Source organism: Vibrio sp. B1Z05 (assembly GCF_052955985.1).
On the sequence record NZ_CP130463.1, the window covers coordinates 816,551 to 836,940 of the forward strand.

9 protein-coding genes are annotated in these 20,390 nt (G+C 43.5%); 3 read left to right on the top strand and 6 right to left on the bottom strand.

The features are described from left to right. Positions 1-10: 10 nt before the first annotated feature. A complete protein-coding gene (locus QV280_RS03880; protein WP_152821729.1) occupies positions 11-4,084 on the bottom strand; it encodes a hypothetical protein in 4,074 nt (1,357 codons plus the stop codon). Positions 4,085-4,600: 516 nt separating this feature from the next. On the opposite strand from QV280_RS03880, the gene QV280_RS03885 reads away from it, so the two are divergent. Then, entirely contained in the window at positions 4,601-7,264 is a 2,664-nt protein-coding gene (locus tag QV280_RS03885) for a molybdopterin-dependent oxidoreductase (protein WP_152821731.1), read from the top strand. A gap of 126 nt (positions 7,265-7,390) precedes the next feature. On the opposite strand, the gene QV280_RS03890 is transcribed toward QV280_RS03885, so the two are convergent. From QV280_RS03890 to QV280_RS03900, 3 genes are read right to left on the bottom strand one after another with little or no spacing between them, the layout of a single operon-like run. Beyond that, positions 7,391-10,444 (bottom strand): efflux RND transporter permease subunit, encoded by a 3,054-nt coding sequence (locus QV280_RS03890; protein ID WP_152821733.1) that lies wholly within the window; start codon positions 10,442-10,444, stop codon positions 7,391-7,393. Continuing rightward, on the bottom strand, positions 10,444-11,496 hold the full coding sequence (locus QV280_RS03895; protein WP_172972827.1) for an efflux RND transporter periplasmic adaptor subunit: 1,053 nt from the start codon (positions 11,494-11,496) through the stop codon (positions 10,444-10,446). The genes QV280_RS03890 and QV280_RS03895 overlap by 1 nt, the downstream gene beginning before the upstream one ends. Then, positions 11,496-12,551 carry an efflux RND transporter periplasmic adaptor subunit gene (locus QV280_RS03900; protein ID WP_152821737.1) on the bottom strand — a complete coding sequence of 352 codons (1,056 nt, stop codon included), beginning with the start codon at positions 12,549-12,551 and terminating at the stop codon, positions 11,496-11,498. Before QV280_RS03900 ends, QV280_RS03895 begins: the two co-directional genes overlap by 1 nt. 155 nt (positions 12,552-12,706) lie before the next feature. Here QV280_RS03900 and QV280_RS03905 point away from each other — a divergent pair, with 155 nt between their 5' ends. Next, the gene (locus QV280_RS03905; RefSeq protein WP_152821739.1) at positions 12,707-13,462 is read left to right on the top strand and encodes a TetR/AcrR family transcriptional regulator; all 756 of its coding nucleotides are present in this window, start codon (positions 12,707-12,709) and stop codon (positions 13,460-13,462) included. A gap of 391 nt (positions 13,463-13,853) precedes the next feature. On the opposite strand, the gene QV280_RS03910 is transcribed toward QV280_RS03905, so the two are convergent. Then, on the bottom strand, positions 13,854-15,332 hold the full coding sequence (locus QV280_RS03910; RefSeq protein ID WP_152821741.1) for a sodium:solute symporter family protein: 1,479 nt from the start codon (positions 15,330-15,332) through the stop codon (positions 13,854-13,856). Between the two features lie 308 nt (positions 15,333-15,640). Beyond that, a complete protein-coding gene (locus QV280_RS03915) occupies positions 15,641-17,176 on the bottom strand; it encodes a sigma-54 interaction domain-containing protein (protein ID WP_152821743.1) in 1,536 nt (511 codons plus the stop codon). 238 nt (positions 17,177-17,414) lie between these two features. On the opposite strand from QV280_RS03915, the gene QV280_RS03920 reads away from it, so the two are divergent. Continuing rightward, positions 17,415-20,390, top strand: a complete 2,976-nt coding sequence (locus QV280_RS03920; protein ID WP_152821745.1) for a molybdopterin-dependent oxidoreductase — start codon at positions 17,415-17,417, stop codon at positions 20,388-20,390.

The following is a 20,390-nucleotide window of genomic DNA, read 5'->3' on the forward strand; positions in this document are numbered from 1 at the left end:
GTCTATTCCCTTAGTCAAGTTCTGGCAGAATGTTAAACAGCACTTGCTTATCGCGTTCTAGTTGCAGTTTAAGGTTTTCACTCATATGAGTATCTGGAATCGGAACCAAGCTTGGGGTATGACTCGCTTTATTCAATTGCCATAGTTTCACAACAGTATTTTGGATCCTTTTTCTTAGTTTTTGAGCTAAGGCATTTTTAGGACCAATGTAGACACTTTTACCGGTATCTGGGTTGTAAACTTCGTTAGATGTCATCCAACTTTGGTCTACTGTGTACTCTTGCTTAACCGTATCGTAAGTGTAAATAGGGCTACCTTGGAACAGACCTGAATCTTTATGTACTGACACATATTCGCGCCAGTTTTCACTGTGGCCATAAGAGCCTTGCACACCATCTTCAGTGGCTAAAACCACTTGTTTTAGTAATGCTTTCAGGTAATTAGTTCTTGAAGTCATTCCTTCTTCTGCCGCGCTAGAGTACGACAAACCAAAGTGTCTATATAAGTGCTTATTCGACTCTGACTTAGTGACAGGTTCAATGTACTTATTGGCAGGATCGTTACCTTTACCACTTAATAAGTTGTATGTCAGATATTGCTTGATGTAGTTCTCATAGTAGAAACCTGGCGCCGGAGATGAGATATACGGAGCGTATGGCTGAGCGGCTACGATGGCACCTTCGTCAGTAATGTCACTATGTTGAATAATATCTTGAACACAAGTGTTATTTAGCACAGGTTCAGTGGGTATTGCTGTCGTGTAAGACAGAGGTTCTTTTGCCGTACTTGAGTGGAATTGTGCATAGTCGGTGTGCATTACCGAGTTACACAAGAACATTTCAACAGTACGTCCCATTTTATGATCGTAATCCACCATCGCTAGATTAGAGAAGTGGTCCATTGAATCAAGATCAGAGGTACGCAACAGATCTTGCATTAGCTCAAGTTTAGTCGGCCATTGTGGCGCAATTTTCTTATATAGGTTTCCGTCTTGAGGGTGAATATCGCTAGGCAGATTAATGCCATTCAGCGGTGTCACTACAGACGCTGTTGGTGACGGAGTGACTTCAACTCGATAGTTTCTGGCATCAATAGGTACGGGTTGAGTCATGCTAAAGGCATTGATAACCGCAGGATTATTTTCTATCAATACTTTAAACAACAACTCTTGATGCTGTTCATCTGTAAAGTTCTTATGCAGATCATTTGATGATGTCATTGGTGACTTGCTCCCATCATAAGAGATGTGCAAGTCCGTTACTGCGTTATACAGGTCATTTAAATTGACATCAGTTGCGTAAACAGGAGTGGATAGATTTACGCTAATACCTGGTTTTGGTCTTTGGTATATTCTTACGCGAGCGTCAACGTCATTGACGTTCAGCGCTGACAAAGAATACAACAACACCGAATCTAAACTAAATCGCAATGAGGTGCACTGCTCTAGCCCTTTAACTGAATAGGGTGATGGTTGAGAGCCAAAGTTATATGGGCAAGTTTGGTCATTTAAATAATCGTCCGCATCATAAACACCCGCTGAGTTGGCTGCGCGTGCAATGTTATGACGAATTTTAATCAAGGCACTCGTAGAGGTGTAGTAGTCGCCGTTATCAAAGATTTTACCGAGAGCAGAGAGATCCGATAGACCGTTTCCGCCGACACTTTGATTATAAAAAGAGACATAAACACCATCTAATAATTGGCGGCTGATACTTTTGAATGTGTCCGCGCCCCCTGGGTTCATTGCCGAAGACTCAAGAGCAACGTCTGATTTATTACAGTAGAAATCCGTTTCGATATCTGAATCACTACAGAACTGATAGCGAACAGTATCCATCTTATAGGATTTTTCTAAAGTAGAGATAGTACCATTGCCTAAGGTTGGGGTAGTCGGCTGCTCTTTTTTCCATGAGCCTAGAATACTGTTATCTCGAGTCTTAACACTTATCCAAGGTCCATCAGCATCAAAGATAGTGTCATCTGACATCTTAGGTTGTATTTCACGAGCATAACCAAAACGCAGTGCGGCTAAATCGTAAGCGCCATAAATATTATTATAGAAGCTTGAATCTGCCATGTACTCCATTACTGAACTATAACTGGTAATGATTTGCATGGATTTATCGCCAGCTACACCTAACGCTTTATCAATTTTTGGTTGTACTTTTTTGTAGAATGGCGAATTTTTGGTGAAGTGATGCGCAAGATCTACACTAGAACGGAAGTTATGACGAAGACCGAATGAGTGGCCCAGTTCGTGAGTTAAAATAGCTGAGTAGAAACCATTGCCGGTAATTTCCTGCATAAGCAATTGATTTTTTGGAGATAACTCAGAGAAACTCAACATGTCAGAATGTCTTGGTTCACCGGTCCATAAATCAGGGTCATCCCAAATCGTTGAGTCTGGCCCATAAATTGGAGATAAGTTTTCTGTCCAGAACGTTTGGATATATGGCGGTAATTGATCCCCTGAAACTTCAGGTGTTTTAGGTATCGGTGGTACCTTCATAGATGTAGATGCATGGACACCGTTGTCTATATCATAAGTGCCTACACCTACCCTTTTGTTCGCACCAAACGTCTCTAAGCCATGCAGGGCATTATAGTATTGGGTTGATTTAGCCAGGTTTGAACGTTCAGCATCAGATAGCGCTTCATCATCACTGGATGTGTTATACGCGGTATCATCTGCGGTTGCAGTGGATTGTGACGTGCTAGTATCACTCGCATTCATATCACCGCTAGTGAGTTTTGCACTGATTTCATCGGCATTGAGTTTGCCGTCTAAATATTTAAACGTATCACGAATAGTGTCATAACGACCTTCTGTGCCCGTTGAGCGAGACATTGGTAGGTTCATAACAATATGGCTTGCTACGATTTCACCCGTTTGGGTATCAGTAATAGACTCTGTTAGCCCGCTGTAATTAAAGTTATCAGCGAAGTTATCTAGCGTGATATAGCTATAGCGCAAGTCGCCGAATCTTTTATCCCCTTGTTTTTTAAGAATAATAGTCGGAACGCCCGTTTTCGCTTCTTTAAGCTCAATGTTAATGGCTTTGATGGCATTCTTAGCCGAATCTAAATACGGTTTGTTCTCTGGAAGATAATAATTATTGTCTAAATAATAAGTGATGTTTTCTCTGTTTGGATTCCAGCGATATAGATAGTCATGGTAACGATGACCATTTTGTACTTTGCTTCTATCTCGAAGCGAAATATACGCTAAATTTTCTGTTTCACTGTCAAAAAAGCCAAATCGAGCAAAGTCTTCATGGCTATACGGAACAGGGGTGTACTCTTTTTTACTCAGATTATCTTTAGCAACAATCGAGTAAAATTCATGGGTAGCGAAGCTGTTTGAGCTTGTGCCTGTGCCTGATTCACTACCGGCAATATTGCGATAAACAACCTGACAAGAGTTACTGTTACTTAGCGTATAGCGTTTTTGCAGTTCAAAGTTGATGATGCCATTTTTTAGGTCAATCTCAGAACCGTTCCAGCTACCATCGTGCACTAAGGTTGCGCCACCTTGCTGCTGCATACAGTTGTTAAACTGTTGGCCTATACCTTCCTCACCATCTGAGAATTGCTCAACATTGGCGAGATCTGGAATGAAGTAACGTTTTTTATCCCACGGCACATCAGCATCAGAATTAACGGTTTCTTTGTTGATACATTTGTCGTAGCTGTCTTCCTGACATTTATAGTCGATATAGCTACCCGGTATAAACAACACCATCGGCCAATTAGTAATATTACTTTGGTTGTCACTCGTATAAATATCACGAGGAAGCGCTCTCACTTCTATACCATCTGAGACTAGGTTAATTTTTACCGATGCATGACGACGAATATCGTAGGCAACCGCATTATTCAGAAAAGACGGTAATTGAGTGACGGTATGGCTATATATGAATTTAGTGTCATTTAAGCTGCTAATGTCAGATGTTGTCATCTGATTAATATCTTTAGCCACTTCTTTATATTCTTCATCTTTCGGGCCGCATCCCACTATTGCTAGTGAACACAACAAAGACACTACAGTTCCTTTGTAGCCCATACTATTCGAGTTTTTATTCATTTATCTATTACTACTATGCCGATGAATATTAATTTGTAAGAAAATATGTCGAACTTCGCACTATATAATGCAGATCAAATTGATACAACGGGGTCAGGTCTTGAATTTTGCATATCTATTCGGGGGTCAGGTCTTGAAATTTGCAAGGTTCCCCATTTTAAGGGCTGTGTGGGAGAGTCCTTGCTGTAACGGGCGTGGCTATGCAATCTGATGTTGCAAAATTGGAATTTTCAGTTTTCAACCTAGATTAAAAACTTGAGTAAAGAGAATAGCTACGTCTATATTTTCTATAGCTACCTACATAACTATTCATTGATGATGAGATGTTGATATTTTTAGCCCTTTATAGATGCGGCTAAATATGGAAGTGACTCAGGGTGATGCAAATTTCAAGACCTGACCCCGCAAGTTGCTATTTTTTGTAACTAAGTTTGTGAGTCATTCTCATTTAAGGGGGTGACTATATGCGTTTGGCTGATTATTATCAGGCGCATTTCTTCTTTGGTAAGCGATGCTATGACGATTTCAAGACGCAACTTCCTCAAAGGCTCTCTGGCTACGGCAATTGTCACTGGTAGCGGTCTTACTCTTTTCTCTATCGATAAAGTGTTTGATGAGGATACTCAAATTATCCCTCATGCCAGCCACTTTGGGCCTTTTAATGCGATCGTCAAAGATGGGGTTGTGATTGGTATTCAGCCAATTTCTGAGTTGGATGCTATGCCTACGGAGATGTTGACCAAAGGTATCTTGAGCCGTTTATACGATGACACTCGAGTGCAATATCCTATGGTGCGCGCGTCTTATCTTGCTGATCCTACTGGAGATACTAAACCTCATTTACGCGGTAAAGAATCGTTTGTGCAAGTGAGTTGGGAGACGGCGTTATCTTTGGTTGCTAATGCCATAAACCACACGGTTGAGCAACACGGTAACGAAGCCATATTTAGCAGCTCTTACGGCGGATGGGCGCATCCGGGGTTGATGAAACCGCATGTATTACAAGGTCGTTTCTTTAATCTTATTGGCGGCCAGAGTGCAACTACTGGTGATTACTCTGGCGGCGCATCGCAAATTATTTTGCCGCACGTGATTGGCGATATGGAAGTGTACTCTCCGCAAACTGCGTGGCCTGTTATAAAGGAATATACGCAAACCTTTGTGCTGATTGGTTGCGACCCTTGGAAGAACAACCGCATCGAAGCTCGTGTTGCTGACCATCAAATGTACCCGCATTGGAAAGAGTTTGTGCAAGCAGGGGTTAAGTTCATTTCAATCAACCCGCAACGCACCCATACCGATGTGGAGCTCGATGCCGAGTGGGTTAAAATTGTGCCCAACACAGATACCGCGCTATTTTTAGCTATGGCGCAATACGTGCATAGCCAAGGCATGCACGATGCTAAATATCTTGAGCGTTATACCGTTGGCTCGGATAAATACATCGATCATCTACAAGGTAAAGACGACGGTATAGTGAAATCACCGGAGTGGGCTGAAAAAATTACTGGCATTAGCGCCGATGAGATCAAATCTCTGGCGATTCGCTTTGTCACTACCCGCACGCAATTTGCCGCTTCTTGGTCGCTACAACGAGCTGATCACGGTGAAATGGTGCATTGGGCTATCATCAACTTTGCCGCCATGATAGGCAAAATTGGTAAGCCGGGCGAGGGGGTTGGCTTTAGCTGGCACTATGGCAATGGCGGCATGCCACAATCAGGTAAAACTGCGCCGATTGGCTTGTCACAAGGTCGAAACCCAGTGAAATCGATCTGTCCTGCTTCGCGCATCTCAGAGATGTTGAACAACCCGGGCAAATCCTTTACCCGAGATGGCCTCGAATACACTTATCCTGACGTGAAAATGATTTATAACGCCGGTAATAATGTGGTGTCTCATCAGCAAAACACTAATGAGTTCCTTAAAGCCTTAAACGAAAAAGTGGAAACCTTTGTTTGCCAAGACCCTTGGTGGTGCGCATCGTCTCGCTTCGCCGATATTGTTCTGCCAGCAACCAGCACATTAGAACGCAATGATGTAACCTCTGGCGGCACTTACAGCACAGATAAAGTGTATGCAATGCGCCAAGTGATAGAACCTTATGGAGAAAGTCTTGATGACTTTGAGATTTTCCGTAGATTATCCGCCATCTTCGGTGTTGAAAAGCAGTTTACTCAAGATTCCAGCGCTGACGATATAGTGAAAAAAGGCTACCAAGCCTCATCGGCTACCATGCCATTTGATGACTTTTGGCGATTAGGCGTTGCGCCTATGCCCGTCCCAGAAAAAGCCAAGCAGTGGGTGAGACACGGTGATTTTTACAATGATCCAGAAAGCAACCCATTACACACACGTTCAGGGAAAATAGAACTTTATTGTCAAGATATCGCCGATTTTAATGTTAGTGATTGCCCGCCAATGCCAAGCTTTATGACGCCTAGTGAGTACTTAGGTAACGCCGATTCTGAGCAGGTGCATGTGGTTAGCCCGCACCCTTATATGCGAGTGCACTCGCAGTTAGCAAACGCTGACATTCGAAACATTGAAAATGTTCAGGGCCGTCAATATGTTCTCATTAATCAGCAAGATGCCGACAAGCGAGGCATTAAAGCGGGCAGTTTAGTCGAGATTTATAACGAACGTGGACATGTGATTGCGGGCGCGAAAGTGTCGGATCAAATCATGCCGGGCGTGATCAGTTTAGAAGAAGGCGCATGGTTACAATTTGACCAAAGGGGACGTTGTAACGGCGGCGCAATTAATGTGCTGACCTCAAGTAAAGCAAGCAGCGGTCTTAGTCAGGCGACGATCGCCAATACTTGCTTAGCCTACATGAAGCCTTGCCATGATCCTGAATCTGATAATCGCGCTTTTGAGCCACCAGTTGTTGAAACCAACAAACAGGGGCATACCGTAACTGCCGCGCCTATTTCAGCCCGTGCAAAAGCTAATAGTGCCGAGACGCAAAAAGCGGCTAAGCCGAGCGTGCACAGCGCCGGTGAGGCGCTATTTTATGAGCGCTGCACTATGTGTCACTCAGCCAAAGATCCTAAGCAGTACACCAAAGCACAATGGCACAGTATTACTCAAAGTATGTTCCCTCGTGCCGGGCTTGATCCTGAGCAGCGAAAACTGGTGATGTCATTTTTAGAAGCTCACGCAAAAGATGCTAAGTAATTAATTAGCAGTAAAAGAGTATCGGTTACTGCGCTGTTGGAAATAGAAAATAGCTCAACAAGAAAGGCCTATTCATTTAAAATTGAATAGGCCTTATTTTTTGGGTTTACCTTTGATATCAGTGCGTTATGCGTTCGTTTTACTAACCCGATAAAAAGTTGCGTATAACAAAGGCACCACCACCAAAGTCAACACAGTCGCAAAGCCAAGACCTGCCATTATGGTGACTGCCATAGAGCCAAAAAACGGATCTGCGACTAATGGTATTAAGCCTAAAATCGTGGTCAATGCCGCCATACTCACAGGTTTAACACGGCTTAGCGCACTGTCGATAAGTGCCACATACGGAGGCTTACCACTGCCAAGGTCGGTATTAATTTGATCCATCAATACGATGCCATTTTTAATGACCATCCCACTTAAACTAAGCAGACCTAGAAGGGCGGTGAAACTAAATGGCAAACCAGTTGCTAGCAAACCAAAACTGACCCCAATAATGGACAATGGTACGGTAAACCAAATAACTAAAGGCTTGCGTAGGGAATTGAACAAAAATACCGTAATCACAAACATCAGCAAATAACCTAGTGGCATTGCCGCGCCAAGTGCTTGTTGCGCCTGTTGCTCGGATTCATATTCACCCCCCCAATTTAGCTGATATCCCGCAGGAAGATGATACGCCTCGACAAGCGGTCGAATACGGTTAAACAGTACAGCTGGTGTTTCACTACTGAGAATATCATGGTCGGCTAAGACTGAAATTTCACGTTTTCTGTCACGGCGCATAATGATGGAATCTTCCCAATCTAGACTCAAACCATCCACAACTTGCTCAATCGGCACATAGCCTTGGAGCACTGGGCTCCAAATTTGTAAGCGTTTCAATGTTTGAATATCTTCTCGCTCCACTTTAGGCAGACGAGAAATGATTGGTAGCTGTTTAGTGCCGTCTCGAAGGACACCAATCGGCACACCGCCAAACGCCATTTCCAGAGTTTGTGACAAATCTTGTTTAGAGATTCCAAGGCGACGCGCTTTCGATTCATTAAACGCAGGCACGAGAATCTTACTCTTTTCGCGCAGGTTATTTCGCACATTACGCGCGCCAGGATCACTGGCAATAATACGTTCAATATCATTGGAGATATGACGTAGTACTTGCATGTCAGGCCCTGTGATACGTGCTTCAATTTTTGACGCAGGAGAAGGACCAAATTCCACCACTTGCAACCTAAAATCTACTTGCGGAAATTGCTGGGGAAGCGTGGTATTTAGATTTTCTAATAGTGCGAACATGCTATCCAAATCATGCGCTCGCACCAAAAGTTGCGCATAAGAAGGGTAAGACATCTCAGGCTGATAGGTCAGAGAGTAGCGCTGCCAACCTTGCCCTATCGTTGTTGCAACATAATCGACTTTGTCATTTTGCTGAATAAATTCATTGATTTGCTTGGTTATTTGGGTGGTTTGTCGAATATCCGCACCTTGCGGAAGCCACGCATTGACATAAAAAATTGGTGTATTTGAAGCTGGGAAAAACTGTTGTTTGACTGAGCCAAAGCCAATGACGGCGCTTACCAGTAATAGTAGAAGCGTCACCAAAGATAACTTTTTATAATGAAGGACAAATATCAGAGCGCGTTTAAATAGGGTAAATATGACGCCTTGGTATAAGTCATCGTTGTCCGTGGTTGGCTCAATGTCTCCTAAAAAGCGCTCAGCTAAAAACGGGGTTAAAGTTAATGCCGTCACCCAACTCAAAAACAGCGAAAAACATAACACCCAAAATAGCGATGCCATGAATTCGCCCGTGGCATCTTGCGATAAGCCAATCGGTGCAAATGCAGTAATGGCAATTATAGTGGCGCCTAATAGTGGCCATTGGGTTTGTTTGACTATTGCCATAGCCGCTTGAGCTTTTGAAAGCCCACGCTTCATGCCAACTTGGATACCTTCCACCACCACGATGGCATTATCCACTAACATGCCAAGGGCAATAACCAAGGCGCCAAGGGAGATGCGGTGCAGTTCGATATTTTGATAGTCCATCAAAATAAAGGTGCCAAACACAGTTAACAGTAACACTAAGCCGATAATCAGGCCGCTGCGCAGTCCCATGGCAAACAGCAATACGACGATAACAATACCTATTGCTTGTGCAAGGCTGACTAGAAAGCTGTTTACTGAATGAGCCACTTCATGAGACTGGTCATAAAAGACATTCAGCTTCATACCTACAGGAGTTTCATTGTCTAGTTGTTGGATGCGCTGTGAAATAGCCTGACCTATATCGACCACATTCACGCCTGATGCAAACGAGATGCCGATGTTTAAGGCAGGTTGCCCGTTAAATAGCACTAGATTCTGCGGCTGCTCTGAAATGCCTTGTTTAACGGTGGCAATGTCTTTAAGGCGAATAAGTTTGCCAGTATCTCGGCCGTGAATAATAAGGTTTTCTAAGCTCTCAATGGAAGACATATTGCCAGTAGGGCGCAGGCGTAAATTATCGCCAGATACCATCACTTGCCCAGCATTTTGCACCGAGTTTTGTTGGTTAATGAGTCCAACTACAGTATTAGAGTCAAGGTTCAACGCCGCCAGTCGCTCGGTGGACATTTCGATATAGATTTGCTCTGGCTGATCGCCTGTGATCAAGACTTTGCCAACGCCATCAATTAATTCTAGCTCCCGCGACAGATAATCAGCGTAGCGTTTTAATTCAGGATAACTGTAGGCTTTGCCGGTTAAGGTGAGCGACATGCCGTACACATCACCAAAATCATCAAGTACTGAAATCCCTTGTACCCCTTGTGGCAAGCTTGGTTTCAGATCATTGATTTTGCGGCGCATTTCATCCCATATTTGCGCTAATTGATCCGAAGCATAGATAGATTTCATGCGCACTAAAATTTGGGTTTTACCTGCGGTTGTGGTCGAAGTAATGTGATCCACATACGGCAACTGGCGAATGGCTTTTTCTAGAGGGTAGGCTAACTCTTCTTCCACTTCGTGAGGAGTCGCGCCCGGGTAGGTGGCAACCACCATGGCATCTTTGATGGTAAATTCTGGGTCTTCTAAGCGACCTAGATCGTTAAAGGTGATGATGCCACCGATGAGTAAGATCAGGATAAACATCCAGCTGATGACGCTGTTTTTTATAGAGTAGTGTGCGATGTTCATTATTGAGATACCTTGCCCACAATGGTAAATGGACGGTGATGAGTTAACTTAGAGAGTTGGTTGGTGATGAGCAAATCGCCTTGCTGTAAGCCTTTGCTGATCACGGCGCCATCTTTTGTAATGGAATTTACTGTGACGTCTTGTTGGGTCAATTGTTGGTTTTTATACAGCCACACACTAAATTCACTTGGATTGTTGCCCGCCACCAGTGTGTTGGCCGGAATAAGATACGCAAGTGTCTGCGAGGCTTTATTGGTTATCATAACGACTTGCGCCGCGGTGCCCGGCAATACTTTGGTAGGGGTTTGGTTTACCTCAAAGCGCATCAGATAATTACCGTGATTAGCGGTAGGTTCAGCCGACCATAGCAACAATCTACCATTGACAGGTTGTTGCAAACTTTCAAACTGGATTTGCACCTGAGTGCCGAGTTTAGGCCGTAAGCTGAGCAGCATTTCTTCGGTGACATTGATATCCACTTGCACGCGGTCGTGTCGATACAGGGTTAATATTGGCTCTGCTGAGGTGACATTTTCCGCGACTTCTTTTTCCACGGTGGCGATGGTTGCGTCAAAAGGAGCAAGCAATCGAGTTTGTGATAAACGACGTTGCAGTGATTGATACTGAATATCCGCCAACTGTTGTTTGCCGTTAATGGCATCAAATTCAGCGCGAGATATCATTTTCTTGGCTTTTAGTTGTTGCGCTCGGGCGCGTTGTTTATTGGCAAGATCTAGCGCCACTTTCGCTTGCTTTAATTGCTGATTAATACGGGTATCGTCAAGAGTAGCAAGCACTTGACCTTTAACGACAGTGTCACCCGATTTGACGGATAAGTGAGTCATTTCACCGGCATTAACAAAGGCAAGTGGCGTAATATCTGCGGGCACACTGACCCCATTGAATTCACGGTTGCCAAGGGTGATCTGCTGTTTTACCTCAAAGGTTTTAAGGTGTAATGTAGGGGGTGTTAGCGCTGCTTGCTCGCTAAAACAGCCGCTTAATAGCGTACACATTATCGCGACTAAGGGGGTAGTTAAGGTGCGTTTCATCAAATGCCTCGTTCTCTGATCCATGGGCGTACAATTTGGTTTTCTACTAATGTTTGCACGCCGCTTTCTACCAGTATTTCTCCTGATTTCACGCCAAATACCACGCCAGTATCAAGATTGACCGATACCAGTCGTCGATGCACCTTTGAACTGCTTGGGTCATAGATCCAAACATGGCCTTTTTGCATATGATTCACTTCTGCCATATCAATCCATGCACTGCTTTGAATAGGATTTGGGGCAGATTGATCACTTTGGATAAACACCTGCAATTGACCGCTGTGTCCGGGCATGAGTGGGATTGTTGAATTAAATGCCACCTTCACTAAATAGCTATTGGTGTCTAAATCGGGTTGGCTAGATATTTCGATGATCTGCGCAGGGAAAGGGTGATCAGGTAAAGTATCACTGACAAATTGCAACTTAGGCTGTCTTCCCATAAGGCGATGCGCAACTATAACCGGCACCGACACCGATACGTTGTAACTGCTGTTATCTATGATATTGACGATAGGTTGCAAAGGCGCAACCACTTGGTGGGCATTGCTATGACGCATGGAGACCACACCAGAAAAAGGCGCATAGATTTTGCCATAGGAAAGGTCAGTTTTGGCCTGCTCTAACGCCGCTTCGGTGGTTTTGTATTGGGTATAGGCTTGGTCCAATGCATCTTTACTGATCAGTTTTTTTGCCTGCAGTTGCTTAGCACGTTGATACTCACTTTTCGCCAGTACAAATTCTGTGGTTGCCGATTTTACGGCTAATTTTAAGTCTGCATCATCTAATGAGGCCAACAGTTGTCCTTTCGACACTTTTTGCCCCATTTCGACTGATATTGATTGTATTTCTCCTCCAACACGAAAAGAGATGGGTGAGTTCTTTACTGGAACAATCTCACCTAAAAATTGATAGGAGGGGTCCATATGCTGCAACTGCAGTCGGGTTGTTTTAATGGGTTTAATACTGCTAGGAGTTATTTCATCGGAGTGAGATAGGTCACAACCGACTAATAAAACACCTAGCAAGAGGCTGATAATTAAGGGAAATAGCTTCATGTTACACACCTTTACTGTACGTGCGTGTAGTATAAATGTGTTGAATAAGTTAAATCAATATATTTTACACTTGTGTAGTAAATAAAAAGAGTTATTGTATTCATGTCATTATTTAGTACCTTAACGTTAGGCAACAAAATACGCAGAGGATTGTGGTGCAGAGAAAACAAGGTCGAAGAAGCGCAGAAGAAGCTGAAAAAACAAAGCTGATGATTCTTAGTAGCGCGGCGTTTTTATTTTGTGAGAAGGGATACAACCAAGTCTCAGTACGTGACATCAGTGAGCGAGCAGGTGTTACCCACAGTTTGATTCGCCACTACTTTGGTAGCAAAGTGCAGATCTGGCGAGCAATCATCGATAAGATGCACGATTATGTTGATATTTATGGCAAAGGATTAGAAGAGTACATAGAGGTTGATGTCGCAGATAAATCGTTTATTTATCATTATTTGTGTCACTTTATGGCCTATATGCTGAGATGTCCGCAGTTATGCCAAATTATGCTCGATTATATCCATCACCCGGATAATGGTGCACAGGATGATGGGGAATATAGCCCACATATTCAAAGTGTTGTTGAGCGAGCTTACGACAATATTCCCGATGTGATTGCCAGACTATCAAACAACCCCAATTTGACCATGTGGCGCTTTTTAACTCACGCTGGTGGCGCTGTAGCGTTTAAGCCGTTTATGACAGCTGCGTGGCCGGGAAAAACCTATCAACAAGGTTTGCTAGAACATTGGAAGCTCTACGAACAAGAGATTGCTCGGGAATATGATATTGCTCAATCTCAGCGTTTAATCGCCTCTAGTATTGATGAGTTGGTGATTGATGTTGAGTGCCATGATGCTGATTTACAAAAGATATATCAGCAGCAACTTGAGCTGTTAAAGCAAGATCGACAGTAACGCTTGGGTTATGAGATATTGCGTTAAAACGGCGCTTTATCTACCGAAAAGAAAGCTGAAAAAGCAAGCTGAAAAAAGAAATGCACACCCTCTATAAGGTGTGCATTTTTGTTTAGAAGTGACTCGCAGTTAGGGCTTTATGCTTTATGTCCCTTTGCTAAGATAGCGTGAGATTTCTAGTTTCCTCTACCGAAATACACCGTGCATCCATAGAAAACAAACCCAGCCACAATTACCCCAATTATCCATACGTCGGTCTGATTCATTTTTTGTCCTCGTCTGAGTAAATACCTATTAATTTAGCGATAACCACAGAGATAATAGTTATCGAAAAAATCATCGTTAGTGCCTGTAAAAAAATTTCAAATGCAAGATTCATCTGCGATTCCTTCTAGTGGGAGCTTGCTTGTGTCATCGTTTTTGAACGAAATTTTGCCGGCTTAGATTCACCAGCAAACATAAGCAATACAATAGTTAAGATAAAGGCAACCGATGCCGTGATATGAGCATTTTCTAGACGTGCCGTCATTGGCAGTACTTCGATGATGGCATGTTTCAGCGGACGGATAGTCCAAATCATGTTACACGCCCAAGATACTAGCAATACAGTAACTGCCACATTGGTGTTTCGTTTCCAGAATAGTCCTGCAACTGTGACGAAGAATAACGGAGCCAACCATGCAAATAGCCAGTTGATAGCCGGTACGATAGCCGGTTGGTTAAAGAAGGTCAGTACTGCAGCAACAGAGCCGAACGCAATGATCAGGCGCTGAATGGTTCTCTTCTCTTCGATCGGCGTCATTGGCGTTTTGCGGTTTGCTTGAATGATGTCTTTGGTGAAGATAGTAGCAGGAGCCAATACGGTCATTGCGTAAGTAGACAGTAGTGCACCCACAAAACCGGCTTGTAGCATGACGACTAACCATGTTGGTAGCAGTTTCACCACTAAGGTTGCGCCCGCAAGTTTAGGACCCAGTTCCGCAAATTCAGGGATAGTAAATGCCGCTAGACCAACGAGTACAGGGAATACACCAAAGATGCCGTTGATAGGAGCAGCAATCCAGATTGAACGACGGATAACAGATTCGTCTTTTGCAGACATGGCCGCAGCCATACCTTGCTGGTTAACAGATTGAGAGAATACTACGGAGAAAACAGTGGCAATACCAAAACCAAATAGTAGGTCTGGCGTACCGAAAATGCTCAGTTTAAATTCTTGACCATTGTCGATATAGAATTGGCGAACACCATCCCAACCTTCAGGTAGAACGAAGCCTAAGTAAACGGCAGCAATAATAATCGAGCTATACATTACCACAGCGTTGACAAGGTTTACCCACATGGTTTGCTTAATGCCACCCATAGTGACATAGGCTAGACCAAGGAATGCACCAACAATGATTGAGAAAGGAAGTGACCACCCACTGGTCGCAGACAGTGCAATACCAATCGCTTGAGTTTCAAGAGAAACTAGACCAAATACCACCATCGCACTAATACATGCAGTTAGGTTACGCATTTGCTTGCCAAATAAATTGCCTTGTAGCTCAGGAATGGTTGAACATCCTAAACGACGAACCCAGCGTCCAGTACCCATACAAATAACACACATTAGTATGGTGTGGGCGAAACAGAACCAAAGTGCTACCGCACCCATTCCGTAGGACATTTCCATCAGTCCATATACGTGCGCCGAACCTAAGTAGGTAATGGCGAGCGTAACAGAAAACATTGCGATATTTGCATCAGCACCACCACGTGCCATGTCGGTGACACGCCCCGATGCTTTATCTTGTTGATTTAAGTACCACCCAATCCCGCCAATAACGACGAGATTATAAAGAAGTACCATTATTAAAACTGAGTTCATATTTAAGACCTCTTATTGATATTATCCGTAAATTCAGTATTTATAATGAGATAAATATCAATATAAAAAATCGAACCGCATCACTATTCATATTAATTATTTTGCATGAATAAGAATCGCGATTTCATAAAAGAAATATAATTTTCATTATTAGATATATCAATGCGATGAATAATATCGACTAGGTCACTAAATAGTATTTTTTAAATTAAAAATATATGAGCTAAATCTATGTTATTTAATAAATATAGAGAATAAGTGTGATGTGCTTAATTATCACTTTACGACATATGGTACAAGTATTCCCATCAATGAAGCGTATGAACTTGAATTCCTAGTTTTTTGATACGGCTTCTCAGCGTATGTGGATTGATGTCTAATATTTCAGCAGCGCCGTTTGCACCTTGTATCTTTCCTTTGGTAAACAGAAGCACCTTCTCTATATGGCTCTTGTTGATTTCATCTAAGGTATAGAACATGGTCTCTGGATCTTGCTGTGCAGACAAAAGATACGGGGTTGCTGCAGGCTCTGCGGTACAAAAAGTCAGTTCCGCACCCTGACAACTGATGACAGACCGTTCGATGATATTGGCAAGCTCGCGCACATTGCCCGGCCAGTGGTAGCTTTGCAGGTTAGCAATCTCACCCAGTGCAATTTCCGGCTGTGGAATGTGTAACTTATTACAGCACTGCGAGATAAAATGATTAGCAAATAGAGGGATGTCTTCTAAGCGCTGTCTCAGTGGTGGCACAGTGATAGGGAATAGACACAAGCGATAGTATAAGTCGGCGCGAAAAGTGTTGTTCTCTACCATCTTATCTAAAGAGCGATTAGTCGCGGCAATAATACGTACATCGACCTTAATGGTTGAGTTACTGCCAATGCGTTCCATCTCTCCATTTTGCAAGACGCGCAGCAGTCTTACTTGAGCTTGTTTAGAGAGTTCGCCAATTTCATCTAAGAAGAGGGTGCCTTTGTTGGCTCGCTCAAAGCGACCTATCTGACGCTCAATCGCCCCAGTAAAGGCACCTTTTTCATGGCCAAATAGTTCACTGTCTATCAGACTTTCAGGGATGGCGCCGCAGTTTACTCGAATAAATGGCTCGTCTTTACGGGTGGATAGAGCTTGAATTTCATTAGCAATAACGTCTTTGCCTACCCCTGTTTCTCCAAGAATAAGCACAGGTGCATCGGTGAGCGCAATGGCTTCAACCTGCTGCATGGTTTGCTTTAAGCCACTATCGCTACCAATGACATCGATACGATGAATACCGGCTATCTTATGCTTTAGATCTTGGTTTTCTTTAAGTAGGTTTTCATGCATCTGTTTAATTTCTAGATGCTTAATGCTATTTGAGACCGCAATACCAAACGGCGAGTTTAAGGACGAAAACAGTTCGGTATGTAGGGAGGTAAAGCGGTTTTCCCCTCTTGCCAATAGTGCAATGTCACAAATACGTTCATCACCAATCTTTATTCTTGAGATCATATGTGAGTAGGTATGATTGCCATAAATGGACTTGAGATGCTCTTGAACTTTGGCGCTAATCGGGTCGTCTTGATAATCATTGACCGCTTTTACATCATTGGTCTGCTCCCAGCGCGGTATATAGCGAAAGTCTTCTTCTATAGGGATAATAATGTTGCAAGCGCGACTGCTGGTCATATCTGCAGAGGCGATGATTCTTAGTGAGCACAGGTTTTCATCCCAAAGATGCACGGACAACACATCACCGGGGATGACTTCGGTCATAAATTTAAGGCAGTTTTGTAGCCCATGATGCAAGCTTAGGCTTCCAGTTAGGGCTTCTACCGCTTGTTTGTAAAAACTGTCTTTATCCATAGGGTCTGCTTCACTTGTTGTTCTTATCAATCGGAAATAAATGGGAAATATCGTTATGATATTTCATAACGCTGTGATATTTCCTATTTTATATCGAGGGTGCTAAGTGAAAAACTGATTAAGATCATTATTTAGTTTTGACTTATGGTGATAGAGATCCACTAATTAATAATTAAAAATGTTGGCTTGCATTTTGCAGTATGGAAATAACTATTAAAGTTGTTAGTGGAGTAATTGGATGAAGATTCCTAATATCGCAGCAGATAAACAATTAAAAGTAATTTTATTTGGTTTAACCCATACAATAAATGTATTAACTAAAAAAGACCGAAAGTTTAAAGCCCTTGTTTCTCAAAAAGATTTTACGGCGTGTATTTGTATTCGAACGTCAGATGTTGGGCGAGTTTTTAAATTTAATAACGGTAAAGTAAGATCACAATCAAAAAAAGATATTAATTGTGATGTGGTCATGACATTTGAATCAGCAGAAGATGCGATGAAGATGATGGTGCCGTGGCGCGATTATCAAGATGTGATTGATCTAGCAAAACTATTTAAAGTTGATATTTGTGGCAAGAAAGATGACACCGTAGTGGTGCATTTCACCGATATTCTTGGCGCTATTATGGACAACCAAGTGAAATACGGTACGCCAATGCCAGATGGCACGATGCGTTATGTAAACAATACCAATGGCGGTCCGGTTTTTGTTTTTGTAAAAGACGATAAAATCATTCGTATTACGCCAATTGATTTGGCTGAGGATGATGCTAAACCATGGACAATCAAAGCCCGTGGTCAAGAGTTTACGCCAACCAACAAAGTGACGGTAAGTCCGCACACGCAAGGCATCAAATCTACCATCTATTCAAAAGATCGTATTTTGTATCCAATGAAGCGTGTCGACTTTGATCCAGATGGCGAGCGTAACCCGCAAAACCGTGGCATTTCAGGCTACGAACGCATTAGTTGGGAAGAAGCTACCGACATAGTGGCAAAAGAAATTGTGCGCGTGAAAAAAGAATTTGGACCGGGTGCGATTATGAACGGTTCTGGCTCGCACCATACTTGGGGTAACTTAGGCTACTGGCTATCGGCTCGTCCACGCTTCTTTAATACTATTGGTACTTCTTATGTGGCGCATAACCCAGACAGTTGGGAAGGCTTCTATTGGGGCGCAATGCACCACTGGGGAAATTCAATTCGTCTTGGCGCGCCAGATACCTATTCAACGGTAGAAGATGCTCTGCAACATACGGATATGATCGTATTTTGGTCAGCAGATCCTGAATCGACCAGTGGCGTATATGGCGCTATGGAAGGGACGCAGCGTCGCCTGTGGGCAAAACAGCTCGGTATTGAGTTTGTGCATATCGACCCATTCTACAACCACACCGCAGCCCTGCTTGGCGGTAAATGGTTTGGCACTAAGCCTTCTACGAGTAATGCCATGGCGCTTGCGATTGCTTATGTATGGATGAAAGAAGGTCTATACGATAAAGACTTTGTCGCTGATAAAACCGAAGGCTTTGCCGAGTGGCAAGAGTACGTGTTGGGTAACGAAGATGGCATTCCGAAAACGCCAGAGTGGCAGGAAGACGAAACGGGAATTCCAGCACATGATGTACGTGCACTCGCAAGAAAATGGGGTTCAAAACGCGTTTATCTAGCTGCTGGTGGTATTCAAGGCTTTGGCTCTGCGTGTCGCAGTGCAACGGGCGCTGAGTGGGCACGTTCTATGGTGTGCTTGATGGCGATGCAAGGCATTGGTAAGCCGGGCGTAAACATGGGTTGTTTGCAACAAGGTACGCCAGTGGATACGCGCTTCTTCTTCCCTGGTTACTCAGAAGGCGGTTTGTCCGGTGACTATGAAGGCACAGGCGTTGGCGTGAACATGTATCAGCGTATGCCACAAGTGATGACCATGAATACGGTTAAACAAGTGGTGCCAAGACTGAAGATCCCAGAGGCGATCTTAGAGGGTAAAACAACCGGTTACCCAACGGATACTAAGTCGATTGAAGGGCAGTTCTTTGAGTTTAAATACCCAGCTCCAGGGCACGCTCCGATTAAGATGTACTACAAATACGGTGGCTCTCACTTTGGCACCATGAACGATTCAAACCGCTACGCGCACATGTATCGCAGCCCGAATCTAGAAACGGTCGTCAACCAATCTATTTGGTTAGAAGGTGAAGCGAAATTTGCGGACGTGATTCTTCCTGCTTGTACTAACTTTGAGCGTTGGGATATTGGTGAGTTTGCGAACTGTGGCGGTTATATCCATCACTGTTATACGCAGGTAAACCACCGCGTTGTGACTATTCAGCATAAGTGTATAGAACCGTTAGGTGAGTCTAAATCTGACTACGAAATCTTCCGCATGATTGCTTCTAAGCTAGGTCTAGGGGCTTACTACAGTGAAGGTACTTCGGAGCTTGAGTGGGTACGTCGTTTATTTAATGGTACGGATTTACCAAGCAAGATCTCTTGGAAGCAATTCTTAAAACGCGGTTACTACGTGGTGCCACCACCGAAAGAAGAGCACCGAGATCCTGTGTCATGGCGCTGGTATTACGAAGGGCGTAAGAAAGATGTGCCAGAGATGAACCCGCTTCCTTCTGAATATAAAGAAGGCTTTAAAGAGGGGCTACAAACTCAAAGTGGCAAGATTGAATTTGTCTGTAACAGCTTAAAACGCTTTGCTCCTGATGATCCTGAGCGTCCAATCATGACCAAGTACATTCCGTCTTGGGAAGGGCCACACTCGGGTGAGTTATACGAGAAATATCCATTACAGATGATTTCTCCGCATAGCCGATACAGCTTCCACACCATGATGGACGGCAAGGATTCTTATATCAATGATATCCATGATCACCGCGTTGAGATTGATGGGTACTTCTATTGGATCATTCGTCTCAATGACGCTGATGCGAAGAGCCGTGGTATTAAGCATAACCAAATCGTTGAAGTATTTAATGATCGTGGTTCTGTGTTATGTGCCGCCCATATTACCAGTCGCGTACCAGCAGGTACGGTGCACTCTTATGAATCTTCGGCGCTCTATGAGCCAATTGGCGAACCAGGACGCTCACCAGATCGCGGCGGTTCGGTAAATACATTAACCCCAAGCCGTCCAATTATTAAAAAGTCACACTCAACTGCATGTAACTCTTGCTTAGTGAATATCCGTGTATGGGAGGGAGAGTAA

Excerpts from the sequence above, each read along its gene's own strand:
- QV280_RS03920 (WP_152821745.1), top strand. The coding sequence starts at position 17,415 with ATGAAGATTCCTAATATCGCAGCAGATAAACAATTAAAAGTAATTTTA.
- QV280_RS03880 (WP_152821729.1), bottom strand. The coding sequence starts at position 4,084 with ATGAATAAAAACTCGAATAGTATGGGCTACAAAGGAACTGTAGTGTCT.
- QV280_RS03915 (WP_152821743.1), bottom strand. The coding sequence starts at position 17,176 with ATGGATAAAGACAGTTTTTACAAACAAGCGGTAGAAGCCCTAACTGGA.
- QV280_RS03890 (WP_152821733.1), bottom strand. The coding sequence starts at position 10,444 with ATGAACATCGCACACTACTCTATAAAAAACAGCGTCATCAGCTGGATG.
- QV280_RS03885 (WP_152821731.1), top strand. The coding sequence starts at position 4,601 with ATGACGATTTCAAGACGCAACTTCCTCAAAGGCTCTCTGGCTACGGCA.
- QV280_RS03900 (WP_152821737.1), bottom strand. The coding sequence starts at position 12,551 with ATGAAGCTATTTCCCTTAATTATCAGCCTCTTGCTAGGTGTTTTATTA.
- QV280_RS03895 (WP_172972827.1), bottom strand. The coding sequence starts at position 11,496 with ATGAAACGCACCTTAACTACCCCCTTAGTCGCGATAATGTGTACGCTA.
- QV280_RS03910 (WP_152821741.1), bottom strand. The coding sequence starts at position 15,332 with ATGAACTCAGTTTTAATAATGGTACTTCTTTATAATCTCGTCGTTATT.